This is a genomic window from Sedimentitalea todarodis, from assembly GCF_032595355.1.
In the GTDB taxonomy this organism is placed as follows: domain Bacteria; phylum Pseudomonadota; class Alphaproteobacteria; order Rhodobacterales; family Rhodobacteraceae; genus Sedimentitalea; species Sedimentitalea todarodis.
Window position 1 is genome coordinate 172,754 of the sequence record NZ_JASMWN010000002.1, and the last position, 18,647, is coordinate 191,400.

The following is an 18,647-nucleotide window of genomic DNA, read 5'->3' on the forward strand; positions in this document are numbered from 1 at the left end:
ATTTACCAGATCACCTGTTTACATAGCCGGCGACAACCTGCAGCAGTTTGAAAGCCGTCGCCGCATCATTTTCGACAACCGCGAGGAACTCCTCGGCACCGACCCGCAGACATTTGAGGTCTGATGTCGCGACCATGCTCAACGCGCGTGGTTCGCTGCGGATCAGGCCAAGCTCTCCGACCAGCGCACCCGGACCGACGGTTGCAATCAACTCGTCCTCTTCATTCGCGTGCGGCTGAAAGAGATCCGCGGTCCCTTCGATCAGCATATAGGCCCCGTCTTTTGGCGGATCGCCCTTGTTGAAGACGATCTCTCCCTTGGTCGCTGTGAACCATCGCGCGCCAAAGGCCAGAAGCCTCAGCTGCTTGCGGTTAAGCCCCGAAAACATGTCTGTTTCTTCCAGCGCCCGCAGCTTGCGGGCAAGATCGGCCCCACCGACACTGTCGCCCTCGCCCTCGCGCTCCATATCGTCGCTCACCATGCGGCCCTGCCTAAGCTCGAAATGATGGTCAAAGACATCCTCTCGCTCGAAACTGTCACTCAGGTAAATCAGGGTGGACTCCGGCAAGAGATCACGCAGCTTCCTGTGCACGCCGACCTGTATCGCAATGTCGTAACTGGCGAGCGCCTTGTTCAGGATCAGGATGTCAGGCCGCTTGATCGCGGCGCGGCTGAACGCCAAAGGTTCCGCAAACAGCGCGGGCAGGTTCGTGCCGCCCAGACCGATTTGCAGATCGTAGATCAACTCGACCACCAACTGTTCCGCGCCGTTTTCGGCCAGAACCTTGGTGATCAGATCGTGCACTTCGTCCGCCTTGCCGCCCGCCGTCTCTGAAATCTTGCCGAACAGCGCGTTCTCGATCACCGTCCGGCCGGGCACGAACTGATCCTTGTCCAAAGGCGCGAAAAGATCATCGAGTGCCTTTTGCATATCCTGCGAGTGACTTTGGCGAAGTTCCAGGATCCGCGCCTTTATCTCTTCCGGAAAGGCCGGGCCAAGCTGTTCCGCCGTGATCTGGAACGGTACGGTCAACAGGATCGAGAGTTCCTCCGCCGTCAGCTTGTCGGTCCCCCCTTTGCGCGTCCGCTCGACCAGTTCCACAGCCGTTTCATACGTCTGGGCATTCAGCCCAAGTTTCCGAAACAGGGGATGGTCGGTGCCATCAAGCCCAAATGTCCGGCGTAGCAGGTCGATGACATCCCGGCTGAGTGTCAGCAAATCCCGGTCAAGCCGCAATGCCTTGAGCTGCGCCATGAAGTCGGTCTTCTTTGCCAGCAATTCCTGCGTGATCTGAACCCGCGGCGTCGCATACAGCAGGTTCTCTCCCACCGGCAAGCCGGGGTTGTAGAGTGTCGGATCAAACAGGAACACGTACTTGGCCAGCCCCGCCTCACGCACTGCCGCCTGCACCTTTGGCCGCAGCTCAATCAGGCGCGCGGTCAACTCCGGGTGATTGCTGGCCTCAAATCGCTGCTCGACACCGCGCCGAAACAGGTCTGATTCCGACCCGATTCCACCGATGAGCTTCAACCACCAGTCGCGCAGCCCCTGCACGTCTTCCAGTTCTGCGATCGACGGGGTCATCCAATCCACGCCGAACGGATCGGGGCTGTTGCCTGCCCGGACCGCTTCGCTCAGCTGCGCCTCGTCCGTGGCCGGCCCGCGTGGTTCCGCCATGACCGGCATCATGACGTTTTCCCCGAAGGTGCCCTGGAACAGAACCGGTCGTGAACTCGCATAGCCAATCCGCGTCGCGATCACGGTCTGATGCAAAGTCGCAAGATCCTGATCTCCGATGGTGATCTTTCCGGATGACGGAATGAACTCGCGAACAATCAACTCGGCCATGACCCTGCGATCTTCGGCACTTGGCGCAGTGATCCCCACCACCGATCCGGCAGGAAAACTAGCGGAGATGTCTTCCAGGACGGTGTTGCCGTCCGCATCATGGACCGTCACATGATCCAGCTCGACATCTCCCGTCAGATGCGGGATCTTCTCGGGGGGATCAACGAACAGCGTTTCGCTCACCATGCCGTCCGGCGCGAACCGCTCGAGGATCACGTCCCACCGCACCGCCATATCCTGTGTCTGATTGTAGTAGGCCAGCAGCTCTTTCCAAGGGCTCGACAGATCCTTGTAGGCCGCCAACGCCGCGACCAGGGCACCCAGCGACACCGATCCCTGCAAAACCAGATAACCGCCCACCGAAAAAAAGAAGAACGGTGTAAGCTGGGTGATGAAGTTGTTGAGAAACTTCATGAAGAATTTTTTCTGGTAGATCAGGAAGCGGATGTCGAACAGCCGCCCCAGTTGCCCGGTGATCCCGGCCATCCGATAACGCCAGCCTCCGTTGCTGCGCAGGGTAGATGCCCCGGCGGCACTCTCACCGATCATGCTCGCAAGAACCCGCACCTCCTTGATCCGGGACTTGTTCAGCAGGTTGATTTCACGCTGCAGTTTCGGAATGAGCCAGGCCTGCAACGGGATCAGCGCCACCGCCGCGAGACCGAACCAGAAGCTCTGCAGAAAGAGAAAGCCAAGAATCGTCAACATCTGTCCGGCCTGCAGGACGGGCTGGCTGATTGCATCGCCCATCAGTCCGCCCATCGGCTCGGACTCGGCGGTCACCATCGACACCAGCTCTCCCTGGCTGACGCGTTCGAAATAGGGCTGTGGAAACCGCAGGATGCGCGAGATCAGCTGAAAGCGGAACCGGCGCAGCATCCGTTCCGACAATATGCCCTTCATCGTGTTGATACGCATCTTCAACAGGCCATGGCAGAGGACCGCCAGCAAGAATGCGCCGCACAGCAGCCATAGGAACGTGACCTGCGGGATCTGCATGCCGAACACGTCGATGACAGAGCCCTGCGCACCAATGGCATCGTTGATGATCCGCTTGGGCAACTCCAGCGTCAGATAGAGCAGGGGAAACAACAGGCTGGTCACCATCAGCAATATCAGCTGATCGCGTTTCGAATACTTCCAGATGAAACCAAATATTGTAGGTTCTATAAGTGCATTCCAAATGTGTTTCCGTACACGCGACCGATACGAACGCCCGCGCCAACCCAATGTAGTCGTCAAAGCCTAGCAACCACACCCCCCGCGGCGCAAATCATTTAGCCATTGTGTTTCAATCGCTGCATGATTGCAGCGGCTCCGCGAAAGTCCTAAGCTAACGTTGGAGCGCACGGACAGGAGGCTGATTTGTCCGAAGTAACAAGTACGATTTTGGTGCTTTTCTGCTTGCTGCAGATAAAGCACATGTTTGCCGACTACTTCATGCAGACCCCGCGAATGCTGGCGGATCGTGCAGTCTATGTGCATGTGGGGCGCGCGCAGCATGCGGCCATTCATGCCGCCGGCTCTGCGATTGCGTTTTTTCTGATCGGCGCACCGATCGGGTTTATTGTCGCGATCTGCGCTGCCGAATGGGTTGTGCATTTTCATATCGACTGGGGCAAAGCCCGTCATGGCGAGGCCAGCGGATGCGGCCCGAATGACGCAGGCTTTTGGCGTGCCGCAGGAATCGATCAGGCGCTACATCAATTGACGTATATCGCCATGGTCTGGGCGTGGATTTACTTCGTCGCAACCTGACCAGTTGTCAAGGCGATCAAACTCTGCCTTTCGCCCGGCCCGGTGCGGCGCATCAGCCACCGCCGGTCCGAAGCACCCGGACCTGTGCCCGCTCAGAGGATGAAATCATCAACTGTCAGATCGTGCACCCCGTACACCTCGATCCGAAAATCGCGATCTCCGTCGCCATCCGTATCGCCAACGACAAATGTCGATTGCCCATTGTTCCACACCCGGAGCTCGCCCGATTGTCCTGAGAACCCGGCTTGACCGATCAGCGAGAAATCCTGATTGCCCGCGATATCCTCGCGCGCATCAATTCCCTTCAACTCGATCTGGTCGCCCTGTCCCGAACGGAAATCGGTGATCCTGTCGTTCTTCATATGCGCAAGTTTTGCGAAGACAAATGTATCTGCACCCCTGCCACCGGTCTGCGTGTCCTTTCCGGTGCCGCCGACAAGCCGGTCTGCGCCCTTGCCGCCGTCCAGCGTATCGATGCCTGCGCCCCCAAACAGCCGGTCGGCGCCGCCTTCTCCGAGTATCGTGTCAGCGCCACCTTTGCCCTTCAGCACGTCCTTGCCCGCAGCACCGTGAACTGAATCGGCAAAATCGGTTCCCTTGTAGCGATCTCTCCCGCTCGACCCGGTGACATCATGCCCCTCGGCCCAGATATGACCATAGATTGGCGTGGGGTCAGCGGCGTTGCCGCTCGGGCCGCCCCCCATCATGCCCGCCACGATTTCATGCACCTCGCCCGCCACGCCAACGGGATTGACGATGTTCATGCCCGATATGGTGATCATGTCCCCCATGTCCGTCACCAATCCATTCTGCAGCGCGAGGTCTTGTGTCGCCGGATTCCACGCTTCGTCCAAGGTGCCGAAGCGGATGGTATCGATGGTGCCGCTGACAGTATGATTGGAGAACGTATAGGCAAAATCACTGCCTTCGAGCAGGACAATCCGCGTGTCCGCTTCGCTGCCGGGCGTCGGCGTATCAAGATGCAGGATCTGGGTCGTTTCGCCGGTTTCGGGCAGGAAAACCGGTGTCTGGTAAGGTGCAAACCCGGCGAAATGCCCGACAAGATCGGCGTTGAAGTTCACACCGGCGCCAGTGATCGCATTTGCAGTGAGTTGGATGGAAAGTGTCATGGAGTATCCTTTCTGCGGCGCCTGCGTTCAGAACCGAACGATCAGTGACGCCTGTGCGTTGAACCCTGGCGACGGCTGGGTTTCGAGGTGAGGGGTGTAGTTTTTGTTGAGAATGTTGTTGAGAGTCACACCAAGCGTGGTGCGATCGGAAAGCGCCTGCTGATAGAACAGGTCAACGGTCTGCCAGGCGGGCGAGGGAAGGGTTCCGCCCTCCTTGGTTCCGACGGATGTGAGCCGTGCGCCAAGTTCGCGGCGCCCGTCAAGGCTGCGATATCCTGCGGTCAGCACAAGCCGGTCCGGAGGCACGCTGGTCAGCTCATCACCAGTGGCAAGGTCGATCCCGTCCAGTACCTGTCCTGCGAGATCGCCAAAGAAGACGCCCGTCTGATAGGACGCCTCAAGCTCGAGACCGCGAATGCGCACGTTGTCGATGTTGTCGTACTGATAGTAGCCGTTGAACAACCCGCCGACGCGGACAAGCCCGATGTAATCCTCGATCTTGTTGTGAAACCCGGTCGCGTGAAGCTCCAGGAAATCGCCCGATGTGAAGAGGTCCTGCCGTGCATAGCCGATGCCGATTTCAAACGACCGCATGCGCTCTGGCAGGAGATCGGGGTTTGGCCGGATCGCGAAATCTGCGGGTTCGGGATGCAGACCGTTGACAAGCGTTTCGTTCAATGATGGAAAGCGCGACGCCAGCGCCATTCCGCCATAAAGTGTCACGGCGGAACCCACCGGAATTTCCAGCGCGATCCGGGGCGACAGGGCTTGGCCGGTCACTGTGGCGTCGGAACTGCCCAGCTTGTAGCGGTCGGCACTCAGCCCCAGCGTAACGATTGCACCACCAAGCGCGATGCGGTCTTCAATGGACAGTGACCAGAGTTCGCGATTGCCCGATGGCGTCAGGCTTGCGTTTGCCGGATCATCGGTGGTGACCGTGTCGCGAAACCCTTCGAAAGCGACCCCGACGTCGTGATCCGTCGTACCGATCGCGAACAGGCGCGCTCCCTCGATCAGGATGCCCGTGGTACCCGTGTGATAGGAGCGGTCCACTCCCGTCTGGACAAGCTCTTCGGTCAGCAGCCGCTGGGACACCTGGGTAGAAACATCATAGAGTTTGGCATTGACCGCCCAGCCGCCAAGCACGTCATCCGCCCGGTAGCCGAAGGAATAGCTGTCGGTGCGCAGATTATTGTCGCGCGGAAGCCCGGAGGTACGACCGGTATAGTAATCCATGTCCAGACGGCTGGCGCTGAAGGTCAGTTGCCCACCATTTTCGTTGGTGAACCCCACTGTCGCAAGACGGCTCCGGGTTTCCTGCCAAGCGTAGACATTCGTTCCATCGGGCGATGTATAGTCGCCAACCTCGGCACGCGTGGCGGCGACGGTCAGATCAACGGCATCACTGAGTTGCGCGGCAACGGCACCATGCAGCGTCGGCTTTTCGGACAGCGTACCATAGCGCAAACGGAATTCGCCGCCCACGGCTCCGCCCTCAACCGGCAAAACGTCAGCCGCCTCGACCGTTCGCATCTCCAGTGCTCCGCCGACCGCGCCTACCTTGGCTCCCGGCCCGCGAGAAACAGAAATCTCGCGCAGCATTTCGGTGTCCACCGCGAAACTGCCGTTGGCACCATGACCAGAGCGGGCAAAGTTCTGGCGCATACCGTCGACGGTGACTGCAACCCGGCCATAGTCCTGCAGTCCGCGGATATTGACAGCGGTTTCCGCCCCACCGGCAGCACCGCCACGGACCGTGACTCCGGGCGCGCTGCGCAGGATGGTTTGAAGGGTGCTTCCCTGAAACCGGGTCTCAAGCTGATCTCCGGCAATGCTGGTCTCGTCCCATGCCAGGGCTTCGGGCACGTCGTCGACAACGTCGATCGTGTCCAAAACGTAGGGCTGGGTTTCCTGCGCGGTGACAGGACCGGCGAGCAGGGCGCATAGCCAGAACAGATTTGGGATTTTGGGCATGGGGAACCACATTGCTATTGCAGGACCGGCCTTGCACCACCGCTCAGTGGAAGGCCCGCCATTGCTCCGTGTCGCTTAGAACAAGAAGATGTCGTCAGACAGGTCGGCCAGCTCGACACCGAAAAGGCGGATCGTCGCGTCGCCTGCCGAAAGTTCGGTCCAGTTGCCTGTCTCGACCACTGTAAAGTCGCCGAGGGTCGTCAGGCCAAGTGCCGTCACATCGATCATGTCCTCAGCAACGTCGAGATCCGTGACGATATCGCGCGTATTGTTGGCAACGATCTCGAAAACATCCGCCCCGGCACCGCCGAACAACCGGTCGGCACCCGCGCCACCTTGCAGAACGTCGTCGCCTGCGCCACCGCGCAGCAGATCCCGTTGCGCGCCGCCCATCAATGTATCGTTGCCGGCACCACCGCTCAGGAAATCCGTGCCAGACCCACCGGAAATGACATCGTCACTGTGTCCACCGATCAGGGTGTCGTCGCCGGAACCACCCGTCACGTTGACCGCATACCCTGACCAGATGTCATGGATTGCATCCGCATCTGCATCCTGTACCGCCTTGTAGATGGCATAGACGGGGTTCGCAGCGACGTCCGTTCCAGCACCCGGCTCAACATCAAGATCGAACCCGCTCACGACGAGACCCGCCTCGAAATCAGTGATGCGGCCAGCGTCCCCGGTTCCTTGTTCGCCATTGGTGACGCCTTCGACCCAAACGCCGGACACCAGCGCATCGAGTTCACCGGTTATGCCGTGGCCCAAGGACGCCCCGTGATGCAAATAGTCATAAGCTAGGCCGGAACCTTCAAGGATCACGGCAGAGGCCGACAGGGCACCGCTGGCGTCGGTGTCATCCGAGTAACGCCCGAGCACCTCTGACCCATTCAGGTAGTAAGTCGTGCCAAACACCGGGTCCGGCGAACCGCCGTAGAAATCCATCGAGTCCCCGGTCAGGGTCTCAAAGAAATCGGCAAGATAGGTTTGCATGTCAAAGCCACCGCTCAGGGTGGAGGCATCAAAGTTGAGAATAGGGGGCAATGGTCCTCTCCGGTCAATCAGTTGAATTCACAGATTCATGCTGACTGGCGGACCGCTCGCTCGCACAACTCGGGTCGCTCCTATCTTAATCTTACTAATTTTGTCAACAAATGAATTACTGCCTCTCACAATGGATGTATTGTGTGGGGTTTCGGCAAATCTGCGGGCGTGCCTGCGCCCATGACCTTGAGCAATTGGCGATTGAGGGAGCGATTTCGTTGGGTGCGGTGGTGCTGGTTGTGACCCTCACCGCAACAAGGCGCCGATCTTTATGCCTCGTATCGCGCCAGGAACGTTTCCACCGCGTTCCGGACCACATCGTCGATTTCCTGCTGGGTAAACTCGGACTGAATGCCAAACACCGCGCGCACCCACAGCTTGGCGCGGCACAGCTCGGAAAACTGTTCCGCTGCCATATCCACGTCGCTGATATTCAGTTCTCCGCGCGCCATGGCCTCGAGAAAATAAGCGCTCAACCGTTGACGGCCCATTTCGGGGCCATTCGCATAGAACGCCCGTCCCAGTTCCGGGAACCGCTCACGCTCGGCCACGCAGATGCGAAAACACTGTTGCGCGAAGGGGGACAGCAGAAACGGAACCAGTTGTTCGGCGGCGATCGTCAGGACCTCGCGCGGCGGCGCGGTTTCCTCGATCAACTCCAGCGCCCTGTCTGCCATGTGTCTGCACTCGGTTGTCGCCACTTCCATGAACAACAGTCGCTTGTCCGGGAAATAGCTGTAGAGCGTTGCCTTGGACACACCTGCCGCCCGCGCGATATCGTCGACGCTCGCCCCCTCAAAGCCGTCAGCCATGAATACGGCACGCGCACCTTTGATCACCTGATCGAACTTGCGGCCGGTCCGTACGATGGTGCCTGGCTGATTCATGAAGTCTCCGTTCAAAGCAATCCGCTCACTCAACTTAAACCGAACGGTTCAGTTTCGACAACCATCATCACCGATACGGTTGTCATTCCCGACGGCATGTCTATGTTTAGAACAATTCTAAAACACGGACCACAAATGCGATTCTTCAGCCAGCGCAAACGCTTTCGCGATCTCTCCGAACAAGAGGTCCTTGCACTTGCCATATCCTCCGAAGAGGACGACGCCCGCATCTATCGCGGATATGCGGAAACCCTGCGCGCGGATTACCCGGCAAGCGCACGGATGTTCGAAGGCATGGCCGTGGAAGAAGACCAGCATCGCGCCCGTCTGATCGACCTGCACAGGCACCGCTTTGGCGATACCATTCCGCTGATCCGCCGGGAACATGTCGCCGGATATTATGCGCGACGCCCGATCTGGCTGATGGAAAATCTCGGGCTTGATCGCATTCGCGAAGAGGCCGAATTGATGGAACGCGATGCCGAGCGTTTCTATCTGGCCGCTGCAGCGCGGGCGACGGACGCCGATACCCGCAAGCTGCTCGGCGACCTTGCCGCGGCAGAGGCCGGACACCAGGCCACAGCATCGGAATTGGCAGACGAGAATCTAGACGGGGATACCCGCCAGCGCGAAGACGCGACCGCGCACCGCCAATTCGTGCTGACCTGGGTGCAACCGGGGTTGGCAGGTTTGATGGACGGCTCCGTTTCGACCCTCGCACCGATCTTTGCCACGGCGTTCGCCACGCAGGATACGTGGACCACCTTTTTGGTCGGCGTTGCCGCGTCGGTAGGGGCCGGCATTTCAATGGGCTTTACCGAGGCCGCCTCGGATGACGGCGAAATCTCGGGGCGCGGCTCTCCCATGAAACGCGGATTGGCTTCGGGTGTCATGACCACGATCGGCGGGCTGGGCCATGCCCTTCCCTACCTGATCGCCGACTTCTGGACGGCAACGATCATCGCGTTCGTCATCGTCTTTATCGAGCTCTGGGCGATTGCATGGATCCAGAACAAATACATGCAGACGCCGTTCTTTCGCGCAGCATTTCAGGTCGTTCTGGGCGGGGCCCTGGTGCTCGCAGCAGGCATTCTGATCGGCTCGGGCTAGTGGGCCTTGCAGCCCGGCGGGCTTGGCGCTACGCCTGAGATATGGTCGAGATCTTTCTGAGAACCCTGCCCTTCTTTGCGATCATCGGCCTGGGCTACTGGGCTGGCCGCATTCGTTTTTTCAGCGAAGAAGCCACCGCCTACCTGACCAAGTTCGTGTTCTATTTCGCTCTGTCCGCGATGATCTTTCGTTTCGCGGCAAACCTGCAGCTTGCCGAGATCTTCAATGGCCGCCTCGTGCTGGGTTATCTCTGCGGCACAGTCGTGGTCTACTGCATCGCCACGATCGTCGGTTTTGCCCGGAAACTGGACGTCCCGACCGCCGCGATCGAGGCGCAATGCGCTGTGATCGGCAATGTCGGGTTCCTCGGTTTGCCGATGTTCGTGATGCTGTTTGGCGAAGCCTCCATCGGCCCGATGATGCTGATCCTGGCAACCGATCTGATCGTATTTTCCAGCCTGATCGTGATCCTGATCAATGGCGGGCGCGATGGTCGGCTTTCGTTGTCCATCCTGCGGACGATTGCCCTTGGTCTCGTGCGCAACCCGATGATCGTTTCAATTGTTCTGGGGCTGACATGGTCGGGTCTGGCGCTGCCCATTCCCGAACCGATGAATGACTTTCTGTCGATCCTCGGCGGAGCTGCTACGCCGGGCGCCTTGTTCGCGATCGGTGCCTCGCTGGCGAGCAAATCCGCCGAGCGGGTCGAGGTCGCCCTGTGGCTGACATTCTGCAAGCTGATCCTGCATCCGATCTTTGTCGGCATCGGCGTGCTGATCCTGTTCCCGCTTGATACCTACTCTGCAATCATCGTGGTATCTGCGGCGGCCATGCCGGTTGCCGGAAATGTCTACATGCTCGCGCAACACTATGGCATCGCCCCGCACCGCGTCTCTGCCGCCATTCTGTTTTCTACCGCGATCAGCATTCTGACCCTGCCCGTCATCATGTCGTGGATGTCCGGCGGCTAGTCGGAGAACTCCTGACAATTTATCACGCGTTCGGGCTCGGGCACTGGACGGCGCGCGGTGCGCCCGCTAGCTGATGATCGACAAGTGTAAAGGGAGCCACTATGCAAACCGTATCGGAAAACGCCTGCTTTGGCGGCACGCAAGGTGTTTACAGTCACAAATCAACCGCTTGCAGCTGCGACATGACATTCGGTCTGTTCCTGCCCGAAGAGGCCAAGGACGGCCCGGTGCCGCTGCTCTGGTATCTCTCGGGGCTGACCTGCACCCACGAAAACGCGATGACCAAGGCGGGTGCACAGGCCTGGGCCGCAGACCATAGCATTGCGCTGGTCTTTCCCGACACTTCGCCACGCGGCGAAGGGGTCGCCGATCACGAGGACTATGATCTTGGCCAGGGCGCCGGTTTCTACGTCAACGCCACGCAAAAACCGTGGGTACCGCATTTCCGGATGTGGGATTACATCGCCGATGAACTCCCTGCCTTGCTCACCGAGAAGTTTGCCATCGACGGCGACCGTCAGGCGATCACCGGGCATTCCATGGGCGGGCATGGCGCGTTGACGCTGGCGATGAACCTGCCGGGGCGTTTTCGCTCGGTGTCGGCCTTTTCGCCCATCTGCAACCCGACGGGTGCCGACTGGGGCCGCAAGCAACTGGCGGCCTATCTGGGCGAGGATGAAAGCCTGTGGGAACGGCATGATGCCAGCATCATGATGCGCAAGACCGGCTTTGACGGTCCCGTTCTGATCGACACCGGAAGCAGCGACCAGTTCATCGAACTGCTGCGCCCCGAAACGCTCGCCGAGGCGATCGCCACGCGTCGGCAGCCCGCGACCCTGCGACTTCAACCCGGCTATGATCACAGCTACTTTTTCGTGTCGTCCTTTATCGAGGACCACGTCGCCTTTCACGCCCAGGCGCTCTGGTCCTGAGTCCGTTGGGTGCAGTCTACATCGATGCCGATGCCTGCCCGGTCAAGGCCGAGGCAGAGCGCGTCGCCACCCGCCACGGCCTGCGATTGCTCGTTGTCTCGAACGGCGGGTTGCGCCCCTCGGTCAACCCGCTGGTGGAAACGGTGATCGTGGCAGAAGGCCCGGATGCCGCCGACATGTGGATCGCCGAGCGGTGCGGGGTCGGCGATGTGGTCGTGACCGGTGATATCCCGCTGGCCGCCAAATGCGTGGCAACCGGCGCTCGCGTGCTCCGCCACAACGGCGAGGCATTCACCGAGGCCAATATCGGACAGCAACTGGCAATGCGCGACCTGATGGCCGATCTGCGCGCTGCCAACCCGCTTGGCGCGGGCGGCGGCGGCAAGGGCTTTACAAAGGCCGACCGCTCCCGTTTTCTGGACGCTCTGGAGCGGGAGATCAGAGCGGCCTCTCGTCGCAGCTGACCGCAAGACGCTCTTCGATACAGGGAGGCCCGCAATGCAACCAGAAGCCGTGGTTTTCGACATCGGCAATGTGCTGATCGAATGGCAACCGAAGCGGTTTTATGATCGCGTGATCGGCCCGGCCCGCCGTCGCGCCATGTTTCAGTCCGTCGATCTGTACGCCATGAACGAGTGCGTCGATCGCGGCGCGCATTTCACCGAGACCATCTATGCCACCGCCGAGGAATTCCCGGACTGGCGCAATGAAATCCGCATGTGGCACGATCGCTGGATCGAACTGGCACAGCCGGAGATCCCGCATTCCATCCGCCTGCTGCGCGCCTTGCGCAGCAAGGGTGTGCCGGTCTTTGCCCTGTCCAACTTCGGCATTCAGAGCTTTGACTACGCCGCCTCGCATTATCCGTTTCTGCACGAATTTGACCGGCACTATATCTCGGGCCACCTGCAGGTGATCAAACCCGATCCGAAAATCTATGACATCGTCGAAACCGACAGTGGCGTCGCCCCGACCGCGCTGCTTTTTACCGATGACATCGTTGACAATATCGACATCGCAAATAGCCGCGGCTGGCAGACCCATCTGTTTGAGGGCCCGCAAGGCTGGGCCGACCGGCTGGTCGGGGCCGGGTTGCTCACAACAACGGAGGCCGCATGACCATTCCATTCATCTCCTTTGCCGAGGGCGAGGCACAGCTTGACTGGCTCGGCCTGACCGAGGCGCTTGCGCGGGGTCACGATCTGCCCAAGGCCGAAATCGGAGATACGTTCCTCTATCGCGATCCTGACACGCTGCTGTCTCGTTCCGCCTGGATCGACGGCATGGGGCTGGCGGTCAAGACTGCGACGATCTTTCCGCAAAACCCCGAGCGCGGCACACCGATGGTCAATGGCGCAGTCTGTCTGTATTCTGACCGCGATGGAACCATCTCGGCCTTGATCGACTTTCACCTCGTGACCAAATGGAAAACCGTGGGCGACAGCCTGCTCGCGGCAAAACGGCTTGCGCGTGTCGACAGCAAATCCATTCTGATCGTAGGCACCGGCACAGTCGGCGGTGGGCTTTGCGACGCCTTTGCCGCCGGGTTTCCGGACGCAGAAATCACGCTCTGGAACCGCACCCGTGCCAAGGCCGATGCGCTGGCGGAACAACATCCCGGCGTCACCGTCGCCGATGATCTGGAACAGGCGGTCCGCGCCTCTGACATCATCATCACCGCAACCATGTCCTCGTCGCCGATCATCAATGGAGACTGGCTGCAACCGGGTCAGCACCTCAACCTGATCGGGGCCTACCGTCCCGACATGCGCGAAGCCGACGACGCCGCATTCAGGCGCGCGCGGCTGTTCGTGGATAGTTTTGACACCACCATCGGCCACATCGGCGAAATCCAGATACCTCTGGACGAGGGCGTGATCACGCGAAACGACCTGATCGCCGACTATTACGATCTGGCCGCCTTTGTGCGTCAGTCTGATGATGAAATCACACTGTTCAAGAACGGCGGTGGTGCGCATCTGGACCTGATGACAAGCCGCCATATCCTCGATCGCTGGCAAGCGAGTCAGTGAACACCCCCCATTTGCCGATGTGATCGCGGAGCGTAATGGTCGGGTACCAATTGCATTTCACTGAAAGGGCGCTTATCTGGGCGCCAGACCGGCCAACAGAGGCATCGCAATGAACTGGATTACCAACTACGTCCGACCCAGGATCAACTCGATCTTTTCGCGCCGCGAAACGCCCGAGAACCTCTGGCAGAAATGCGATGAATGCGGGACCATGCTGTTTCACCGCGAGTTGCGTGAACATCTGAACGTCTGCACCAGTTGCGGCCACCACATGGTGATCAGCCCGCGCGAACGCTTCAAGGCCCTTTTCGATGGCGGCGTCTTTGCCGAAATCGCGGTCCCCACTCCGATTGCCGACCCGCTGCATTTCCGCGACCAGAAGAAATACCCCGACCGGCTGAAGGCTGCGCAGCGGGACACCGGCGAAGCCGAGGCAATGCTGGCCGCGACAGGCGAAATCGGCCGGACTCCGATCGTGGCCGTGGCACAGGACTTCGGCTTCATGGGCGGGTCCATGGGCATGTACGTGGGCAATGCGATCATCGCTGCCGCGCAGGAGGCCGTGAAACTCGAACGGCCCTTGATTCTGTTTTCGTCCGCTGGCGGCGCCCGGATGCAGGAAGGTATTCTCAGCCTCATGCAGATGCCCCGAACAACGGTGGCTGTGCAGATGCTCAAAGAAGCCGGCCTGCCCTATATCGTGGTGCTGGCACATCCTACGACGGGTGGCGTCACCGCATCCTATGCCATGCTGGGCGATATCCAGATCGCGGAACCCAATGCGCTGATCTGCTTTGCCGGCCCGCGCGTGATCGAACAAACGCTGGGCGAACGCCTGCCCGACGGCTTCCAGCGCGCCGAGTACCTGCTGGATCACGGCATGCTGGACCGAGTCATTGCACGCACCCATATGCGCGACGAACTGATTACGCTCACGCGCATGCTGCTCGGCCTGCCACCCGCCGTTCGCGGCGAACTTCCAGCGCCCGAACCGACCAGTCCGAAAGCGGAACCCGACAAGGCAGAACCCAAGGCTCCTGCCGCAAAACCAGACAAGAAATGACCGCAGCCTCATCCGATATCATCCTTGAACGGATGATGGCCCTGCACCCCAAGATCATTGACCTGACGCTGGATCGAATGTGGCGCCTGCTCGCCGCGTTGGATCATCCGGAGCGTGAGTTGCCGCCGGTGATCCATATTGCGGGCACCAACGGCAAAGGCTCGACACTTGCCATGATACGGGCCGGGCTCGAAGGGGCCGGGCGCACGGCGCACGCCTATACCAGCCCGCATCTGGCACGGTTTCACGAGCGTATCCGCGTATCAGGCGACCTGATCAGTGAACCCGACCTGATCGCCGTTCTCGACGAATGCTATGCTGCCAACGGCGATGCCGAGATCACCTATTTCGAAATCACGACCTGCGCAGCCCTGCTCGCGTTTTCCCGCGCAGCGGCGGATTACACCTTGCTCGAGGTCGGTCTCGGCGGGCGATTGGATGCCACCAATGTCGCTGCCGCGCCCAAGGTGACGGTGATCACCCCGATTTCCATCGACCACCAGCAATACCTTGGCGATACGCTGGAAGAAATCTCATTGGAAAAGGCCGGCATCATCAAGCGCGGTGTCCCCTGCGTCGTTGCACCGCAAGCGGACGCGGCGATGTCCGTCATCGAAGACGTCGCCGCCCGGCTTGGCGCGCCGCTCCTGGTCCATGGCCAGCACTGGCACATCACCGAAGAACGCGGGCGGCTGGTGTATCAGGATGAAACCGGGCTGCGCGATCTGCCACTGCCTAACCTGATGGGTGCGCACCAGATCGTGAACGCAGGCACCGCTCTTGCCACATTGCGCCATCTGGATCCGGGCGAAGGTGCCTGCGAAGCGGCGGTCACACACGCCGAATGGCCCGCAAGGATGCAGCGGTTGACCTCCGGACCGCTCTTTGACGCGGCTCCCGACACCGAATTGTTCCTTGACGGTGGACATAATGCCGCTGCGGGTCAGGCGCTTGCGGATGTGCTTGACCGCCTGCCGAAACGGCCAACACATCTCATTTGCGGAATGTTGAACACCAAGGATGTCACCGGATACATGCGGCCCCTGGCAGATCACGCGGAATCGCTGACTGCTGTATCAATTCCTGGCGAGGCCAACACGCTCAGCGCCGATCAGACAGCAAAAGCAGCAAGCTCCGTCGGGTTGACGGCAACTACGGCGAGCACAGTGCGTGACGCGGTGCGAGCGATCACGACCCATACACCCCGCGCCCGCGTCCTGATTTGCGGATCACTGTACCTTGCCGGCGCCGTTCTGCGTGAAAACAGCTGACCAATCCGCGCTTGGCGACCCGGGTATCTTGAGTATTTGGACAAAGATGAAGCACTGGTTTCATCATTTCATCTTTGTCAAAATACTCCGGGGGAGACGCCCGCAGGGCGGCGGGGGCAGCGCCCCCAATGTACGATCGGTCAAGTTCCCCAATCCGCCGCCTGCATTTCGCGCAAGCGGCTGGCGGTACGTTCAAATTCAAATGTGCCCTCGCCTTCCACATAGAGCATTTCGGGTTGGTCCGCTGCTGAGGCGATCAGCCGCACACGCGCTTCGTATAGCGCATCGATCAGGGTCACGAAGCGTTTCGCTTCGTTGAAGTTCTGCCGAGAAAGACGTGGGATGTCCTCTAGGATCAGAACCCGGGTGGCCTCGGCCAGGGCAAGGTAGTCCGCAGGACCGAGCGCCGCGCCGCACATATCGTAAAAGCTTGCACGGGCGACACCGTTTCGGAAAGCCGGGATCAAGACCTCTCGCTTGTTCACGACCAGGGTCAACGGGTCGGCGGCCCCCCCCGCCAGGTCTTCCCAGACCGATTGGATATCAGCCCGCGCTTCGGGGCCGATCGGGGTGAAATACACCTGGGTGCCTTCCAGCCGGTCTTGCCGATAGTCCGTCGGGCTGGCCAGCTCATGCACGACCAGCCGTGCCTTGATCAGATCGATGAAGGGCAGGAAGAGCTGTCTGTTCAGCCCGTCCTTGTAAAGATCATCGGGCACGCGGTTGGACGTGGTCACGATCACGATCCCGGCGTCGAACAGCTTTTCGAACAGCCTCCCGACAATCATCGCATCGGTGATGTCGGTGATCTGCATTTCGTCAAAGGCCAGCACCCGAACCGATTTGATCACTTCTGCAGCAGCAGGTTCCAATGCGTCGCGCGCGCCGGCCTTGCGCGCCTTGTGCATCGCCGTGTGAATTTCCTGCATGAATGCATGAAAATGCACCCGGCGCGCGGGAACATCGTCCAGCGACACAACGAACAGGTCCATCAGCATCGATTTACCGCGCCCGACTCCGCCCCAAAGGTACAGCCCCTGGATCGGCTCTGCGGCCTTGCGAAACAATCCGCGTTTGACCGGTTTGGAGAGCGCGGTCGCGATGCGTTCGAACTCGGGCATCACGGCTTGCTGCACCGGGTCCGCCCGCAGGCTGCCATCCGCAATGCGCGCGGCGTAGATGTCGGAAACACGGCTCATGCGCCACGCATACCGCGCCGATGCGGGGTTGAAAAGCGGGATGGTGGGGGAGACATATCAGCGACTGTGATATGACAGCCAAAATATCCTGAATTGCAGTTGCAACATTTTCCGTTAGGTTTTCGGTCTGCGCCGCAGGAGCATCGTATGAGTCAGAAATCGCCCTTGTTTACCTCCGTGCTTCTCGTCGGGTGTGCCGTTATTCTGGTCAGTTTTGCGATCCGGGGCTCTTACGGCGTATTCCAGATTCCGATTGCCGAGGAGTTCGGCTGGCTCAGGACCGAATTTTCGCTGGCCATCGCGATCCAGAACCTCGCCTGGGGGGTCGGGCAGCCGATTTTCGGGGCGTTGGCGGAAAAGATCGGCGATCGCAAGTCGATCATCGTCGGGGCCCTATTCTATGCCTTGGGCCTGTTGCTTTCGGCGCAATCAGTCACGCCGTTCGAACACCAGGCCTATTCGTGGCTGGTCGGGTTTGGCATCGCGGGAACCGGATTTGGCGTGATCCTCGCGGTCGTGGCACGCGCGGCGAGCGATGAAAACCGCTCCATGTCGCTCGCGATCGTAACCGCGGCGGGCAGCGGTGGGCAGATCGTCGGCCCGCCGCTCGTCGAGTGGATGCTTGGCTTCATGGCATGGCAACAGATTTTCATGGTCTTTGCCGCCGCCATCCTCGCGATGATCTTTACGCTGCCCTTCATGCGCGCACCGGCCCGACCAGGTGGCGTGGAAACCGACCAGGGCATGGGTCGGGTGCTCGGACAGGCGTTGCGCGATCCGACCTTTCTCATGATCTTCATGGGTTTTTTCAGCTGCGGCTATCAGATAGGCTTTATCACCGCCCACTTCCCCGCCTTCGTGACCGAACTCTGTGGCCCGATCCAGCCCGGAGGCGTGCTGCATGGGATGGGCATCAGCAGCACCTCGGCACTTGGCGCCATCGCCATTTCCCTGATCGGAGCCGCCAATATCGCGGGGACGCTTTTTGTGGGTTGGGCCGGCAGCCGATACTCCAAGAAATATCTGTTGGCCGGGATCTATGCCGGCCGGACAGTGATTTCGGCACTCTTCATCCTGCTCCCGATCACGCCGCTGACGGTCATCCTGTTTTCGGTCGGCATGGGCGCGCTCTGGCTTGCAACCGTGCCACTGACCTCGGGGCTGGTCGCACAAATCTATGGCTTGCGCTACATGGGGACGCTTTACGGCATCATCTTCTTCAGTCACCAGCTTGGCAGCTTTCTCGGTGTCTGGCTCGGCGGGCGCATGTACGACATCTATGGCGACTACACGATAGTCTGGTGGATCGGCATTGCCGTCGGTGCCTTCAGCGCGATCGTCCACTTGCCGATACGCGAACGCCCGATCACGCTGGCCCCGGCCTAGCTTCTCCCTTGTGCCTCACCGGGCGCGCGGCTATTCCCGA

General features: G+C 60.2%; 16 protein-coding genes. 10 read left to right on the forward strand and 6 right to left on the reverse strand.

Going from position 1 to position 18,647, the window contains the following annotated elements; genetic code table 11:
* Positions 1–10 precede the first annotated feature (10 nt).
* A complete protein-coding gene (locus QO231_RS03600; RefSeq protein ID WP_316773432.1) occupies positions 11–2,956 on the reverse strand; it encodes an ABC transporter transmembrane domain-containing protein in 2,946 nt (981 codons plus the stop codon).
* 285 nt (positions 2,957–3,241) lie between these two features.
* Here QO231_RS03600 and QO231_RS03605 point away from each other — a divergent pair, with 285 nt between their 5' ends.
* Entirely contained in the window at positions 3,242–3,607 is a 366-nt protein-coding gene (locus QO231_RS03605; protein WP_394356569.1) for a DUF3307 domain-containing protein, read from the forward strand.
* 92 nt (positions 3,608–3,699) lie between these two features.
* Here QO231_RS03605 and QO231_RS03610 read toward each other — a convergent pair whose 3' ends face one another.
* From QO231_RS03610 to QO231_RS03625, 4 genes are all read right to left on the reverse strand, one after another.
* Positions 3,700–4,737, reverse strand: coding sequence for a calcium-binding protein (locus QO231_RS03610; RefSeq protein WP_316773436.1), 1,038 nt, complete (start codon positions 4,735–4,737; stop codon positions 3,700–3,702).
* Positions 4,738–4,764: 27 nt separating this feature from the next.
* Positions 4,765–6,711, reverse strand: a complete 1,947-nt coding sequence (locus tag QO231_RS03615) for a TonB-dependent receptor domain-containing protein (RefSeq protein ID WP_316773438.1) — start codon at positions 6,709–6,711, stop codon at positions 4,765–4,767.
* A gap of 75 nt (positions 6,712–6,786) precedes the next feature.
* Positions 6,787–7,755: a calcium-binding protein gene (locus QO231_RS03620; RefSeq protein WP_316773441.1), complete on the reverse strand. Its 969-nt coding sequence runs from the start codon at positions 7,753–7,755 to the stop codon at positions 6,787–6,789.
* Positions 7,756–8,024: 269 nt separating this feature from the next.
* Positions 8,025–8,642, reverse strand: a complete 618-nt coding sequence (locus tag QO231_RS03625) for a TetR/AcrR family transcriptional regulator (RefSeq protein ID WP_316773443.1) — start codon at positions 8,640–8,642, stop codon at positions 8,025–8,027.
* A gap of 135 nt (positions 8,643–8,777) precedes the next feature.
* On the opposite strand from QO231_RS03625, the gene mbfA reads away from it, so the two are divergent.
* The 8 genes from mbfA to QO231_RS03665 all read left to right on the forward strand — a co-directional run bounded on the left by mbfA (position 8,778) and on the right by QO231_RS03665 (position 16,022).
* Complete coding sequence (mbfA, locus tag QO231_RS03630; protein ID WP_316773447.1) at positions 8,778–9,752, forward strand: iron exporter MbfA; 975 nt, start codon at positions 8,778–8,780, stop codon at positions 9,750–9,752.
* Positions 9,753–9,793: 41 nt separating this feature from the next.
* A complete protein-coding gene (locus QO231_RS03635; RefSeq protein WP_316773448.1) occupies positions 9,794–10,723 on the forward strand; it encodes an AEC family transporter in 930 nt (309 codons plus the stop codon).
* A gap of 101 nt (positions 10,724–10,824) precedes the next feature.
* The gene (gene fghA, locus QO231_RS03640) at positions 10,825–11,655 is read left to right on the forward strand and encodes an S-formylglutathione hydrolase (protein ID WP_316773449.1); all 831 of its coding nucleotides are present in this window, start codon (positions 10,825–10,827) and stop codon (positions 11,653–11,655) included.
* Positions 11,656–11,660: 5 nt separating this feature from the next.
* Positions 11,661–12,119, forward strand: a complete 459-nt coding sequence (locus tag QO231_RS03645; RefSeq protein ID WP_316773451.1) for a YaiI/YqxD family protein — start codon at positions 11,661–11,663, stop codon at positions 12,117–12,119.
* Positions 12,120–12,153: 34 nt separating this feature from the next.
* Entirely contained in the window at positions 12,154–12,774 is a 621-nt protein-coding gene (locus QO231_RS03650; RefSeq protein ID WP_316773453.1) for an HAD family hydrolase, read from the forward strand.
* Positions 12,771–13,688, forward strand: a complete 918-nt coding sequence (locus QO231_RS03655; protein WP_316773455.1) for an ornithine cyclodeaminase family protein — start codon at positions 12,771–12,773, stop codon at positions 13,686–13,688. The genes QO231_RS03650 and QO231_RS03655 overlap by 4 nt, the downstream gene beginning before the upstream one ends.
* Before the next feature lie 109 nt (positions 13,689–13,797).
* Complete coding sequence (gene accD, locus QO231_RS03660; RefSeq protein ID WP_316773457.1) at positions 13,798–14,751, forward strand: acetyl-CoA carboxylase, carboxyltransferase subunit beta; 954 nt, start codon at positions 13,798–13,800, stop codon at positions 14,749–14,751.
* Positions 14,748–16,022: a bifunctional folylpolyglutamate synthase/dihydrofolate synthase gene (locus QO231_RS03665; protein WP_316773459.1), complete on the forward strand. Its 1,275-nt coding sequence runs from the start codon at positions 14,748–14,750 to the stop codon at positions 16,020–16,022. Before accD ends, QO231_RS03665 begins: the two co-directional genes overlap by 4 nt.
* A gap of 140 nt (positions 16,023–16,162) precedes the next feature.
* Here QO231_RS03665 and zapE read toward each other — a convergent pair whose 3' ends face one another.
* On the reverse strand, positions 16,163–17,221 hold the full coding sequence (gene zapE, locus QO231_RS03670; RefSeq protein ID WP_316773461.1) for a cell division protein ZapE: 1,059 nt from the start codon (positions 17,219–17,221) through the stop codon (positions 16,163–16,165).
* A gap of 147 nt (positions 17,222–17,368) precedes the next feature.
* On the opposite strand from zapE, the gene QO231_RS03675 reads away from it, so the two are divergent.
* Complete coding sequence (locus QO231_RS03675) at positions 17,369–18,607, forward strand: MFS transporter (protein ID WP_316773463.1); 1,239 nt, start codon at positions 17,369–17,371, stop codon at positions 18,605–18,607.
* The last annotated feature ends 40 nt before the right edge of the window (positions 18,608–18,647 follow it).

What these genes read in the sequence shown, in the direction of transcription:
- QO231_RS03600 (WP_316773432.1), bottom strand. Translation starts at nt 2,956, where the DNA reads ATGGTGACCAGCCTGTTGTTTCCCCTGCTCTATCTGACGCTGGAGTTG.
- QO231_RS03610 (WP_316773436.1), bottom strand. Translation starts at nt 4,737, where the DNA reads ATGACACTTTCCATCCAACTCACTGCAAATGCGATCACTGGCGCCGGT.
- QO231_RS03615 (WP_316773438.1), bottom strand. Translation starts at nt 6,711, where the DNA reads ATGCCCAAAATCCCAAATCTGTTCTGGCTATGCGCCCTGCTCGCCGGT.
- QO231_RS03625 (WP_316773443.1), bottom strand. Translation starts at nt 8,642, where the DNA reads ATGAATCAGCCAGGCACCATCGTACGGACCGGCCGCAAGTTCGATCAG.
- mbfA (WP_316773447.1), top strand. Translation starts at nt 8,778, where the DNA reads ATGCGATTCTTCAGCCAGCGCAAACGCTTTCGCGATCTCTCCGAACAA.
- QO231_RS03635 (WP_316773448.1), top strand. Translation starts at nt 9,794, where the DNA reads ATGGTCGAGATCTTTCTGAGAACCCTGCCCTTCTTTGCGATCATCGGC.
- fghA (WP_316773449.1), top strand. Translation starts at nt 10,825, where the DNA reads ATGCAAACCGTATCGGAAAACGCCTGCTTTGGCGGCACGCAAGGTGTT.
- QO231_RS03650 (WP_316773453.1), top strand. Translation starts at nt 12,154, where the DNA reads ATGCAACCAGAAGCCGTGGTTTTCGACATCGGCAATGTGCTGATCGAA.
- QO231_RS03655 (WP_316773455.1), top strand. Translation starts at nt 12,771, where the DNA reads ATGACCATTCCATTCATCTCCTTTGCCGAGGGCGAGGCACAGCTTGAC.
- accD (WP_316773457.1), top strand. Translation starts at nt 13,798, where the DNA reads ATGAACTGGATTACCAACTACGTCCGACCCAGGATCAACTCGATCTTT.
- QO231_RS03665 (WP_316773459.1), top strand. Translation starts at nt 14,748, where the DNA reads ATGACCGCAGCCTCATCCGATATCATCCTTGAACGGATGATGGCCCTG.
- zapE (WP_316773461.1), bottom strand. Translation starts at nt 17,221, where the DNA reads ATGAGCCGTGTTTCCGACATCTACGCCGCGCGCATTGCGGATGGCAGC.
- QO231_RS03675 (WP_316773463.1), top strand. Translation starts at nt 17,369, where the DNA reads ATGAGTCAGAAATCGCCCTTGTTTACCTCCGTGCTTCTCGTCGGGTGT.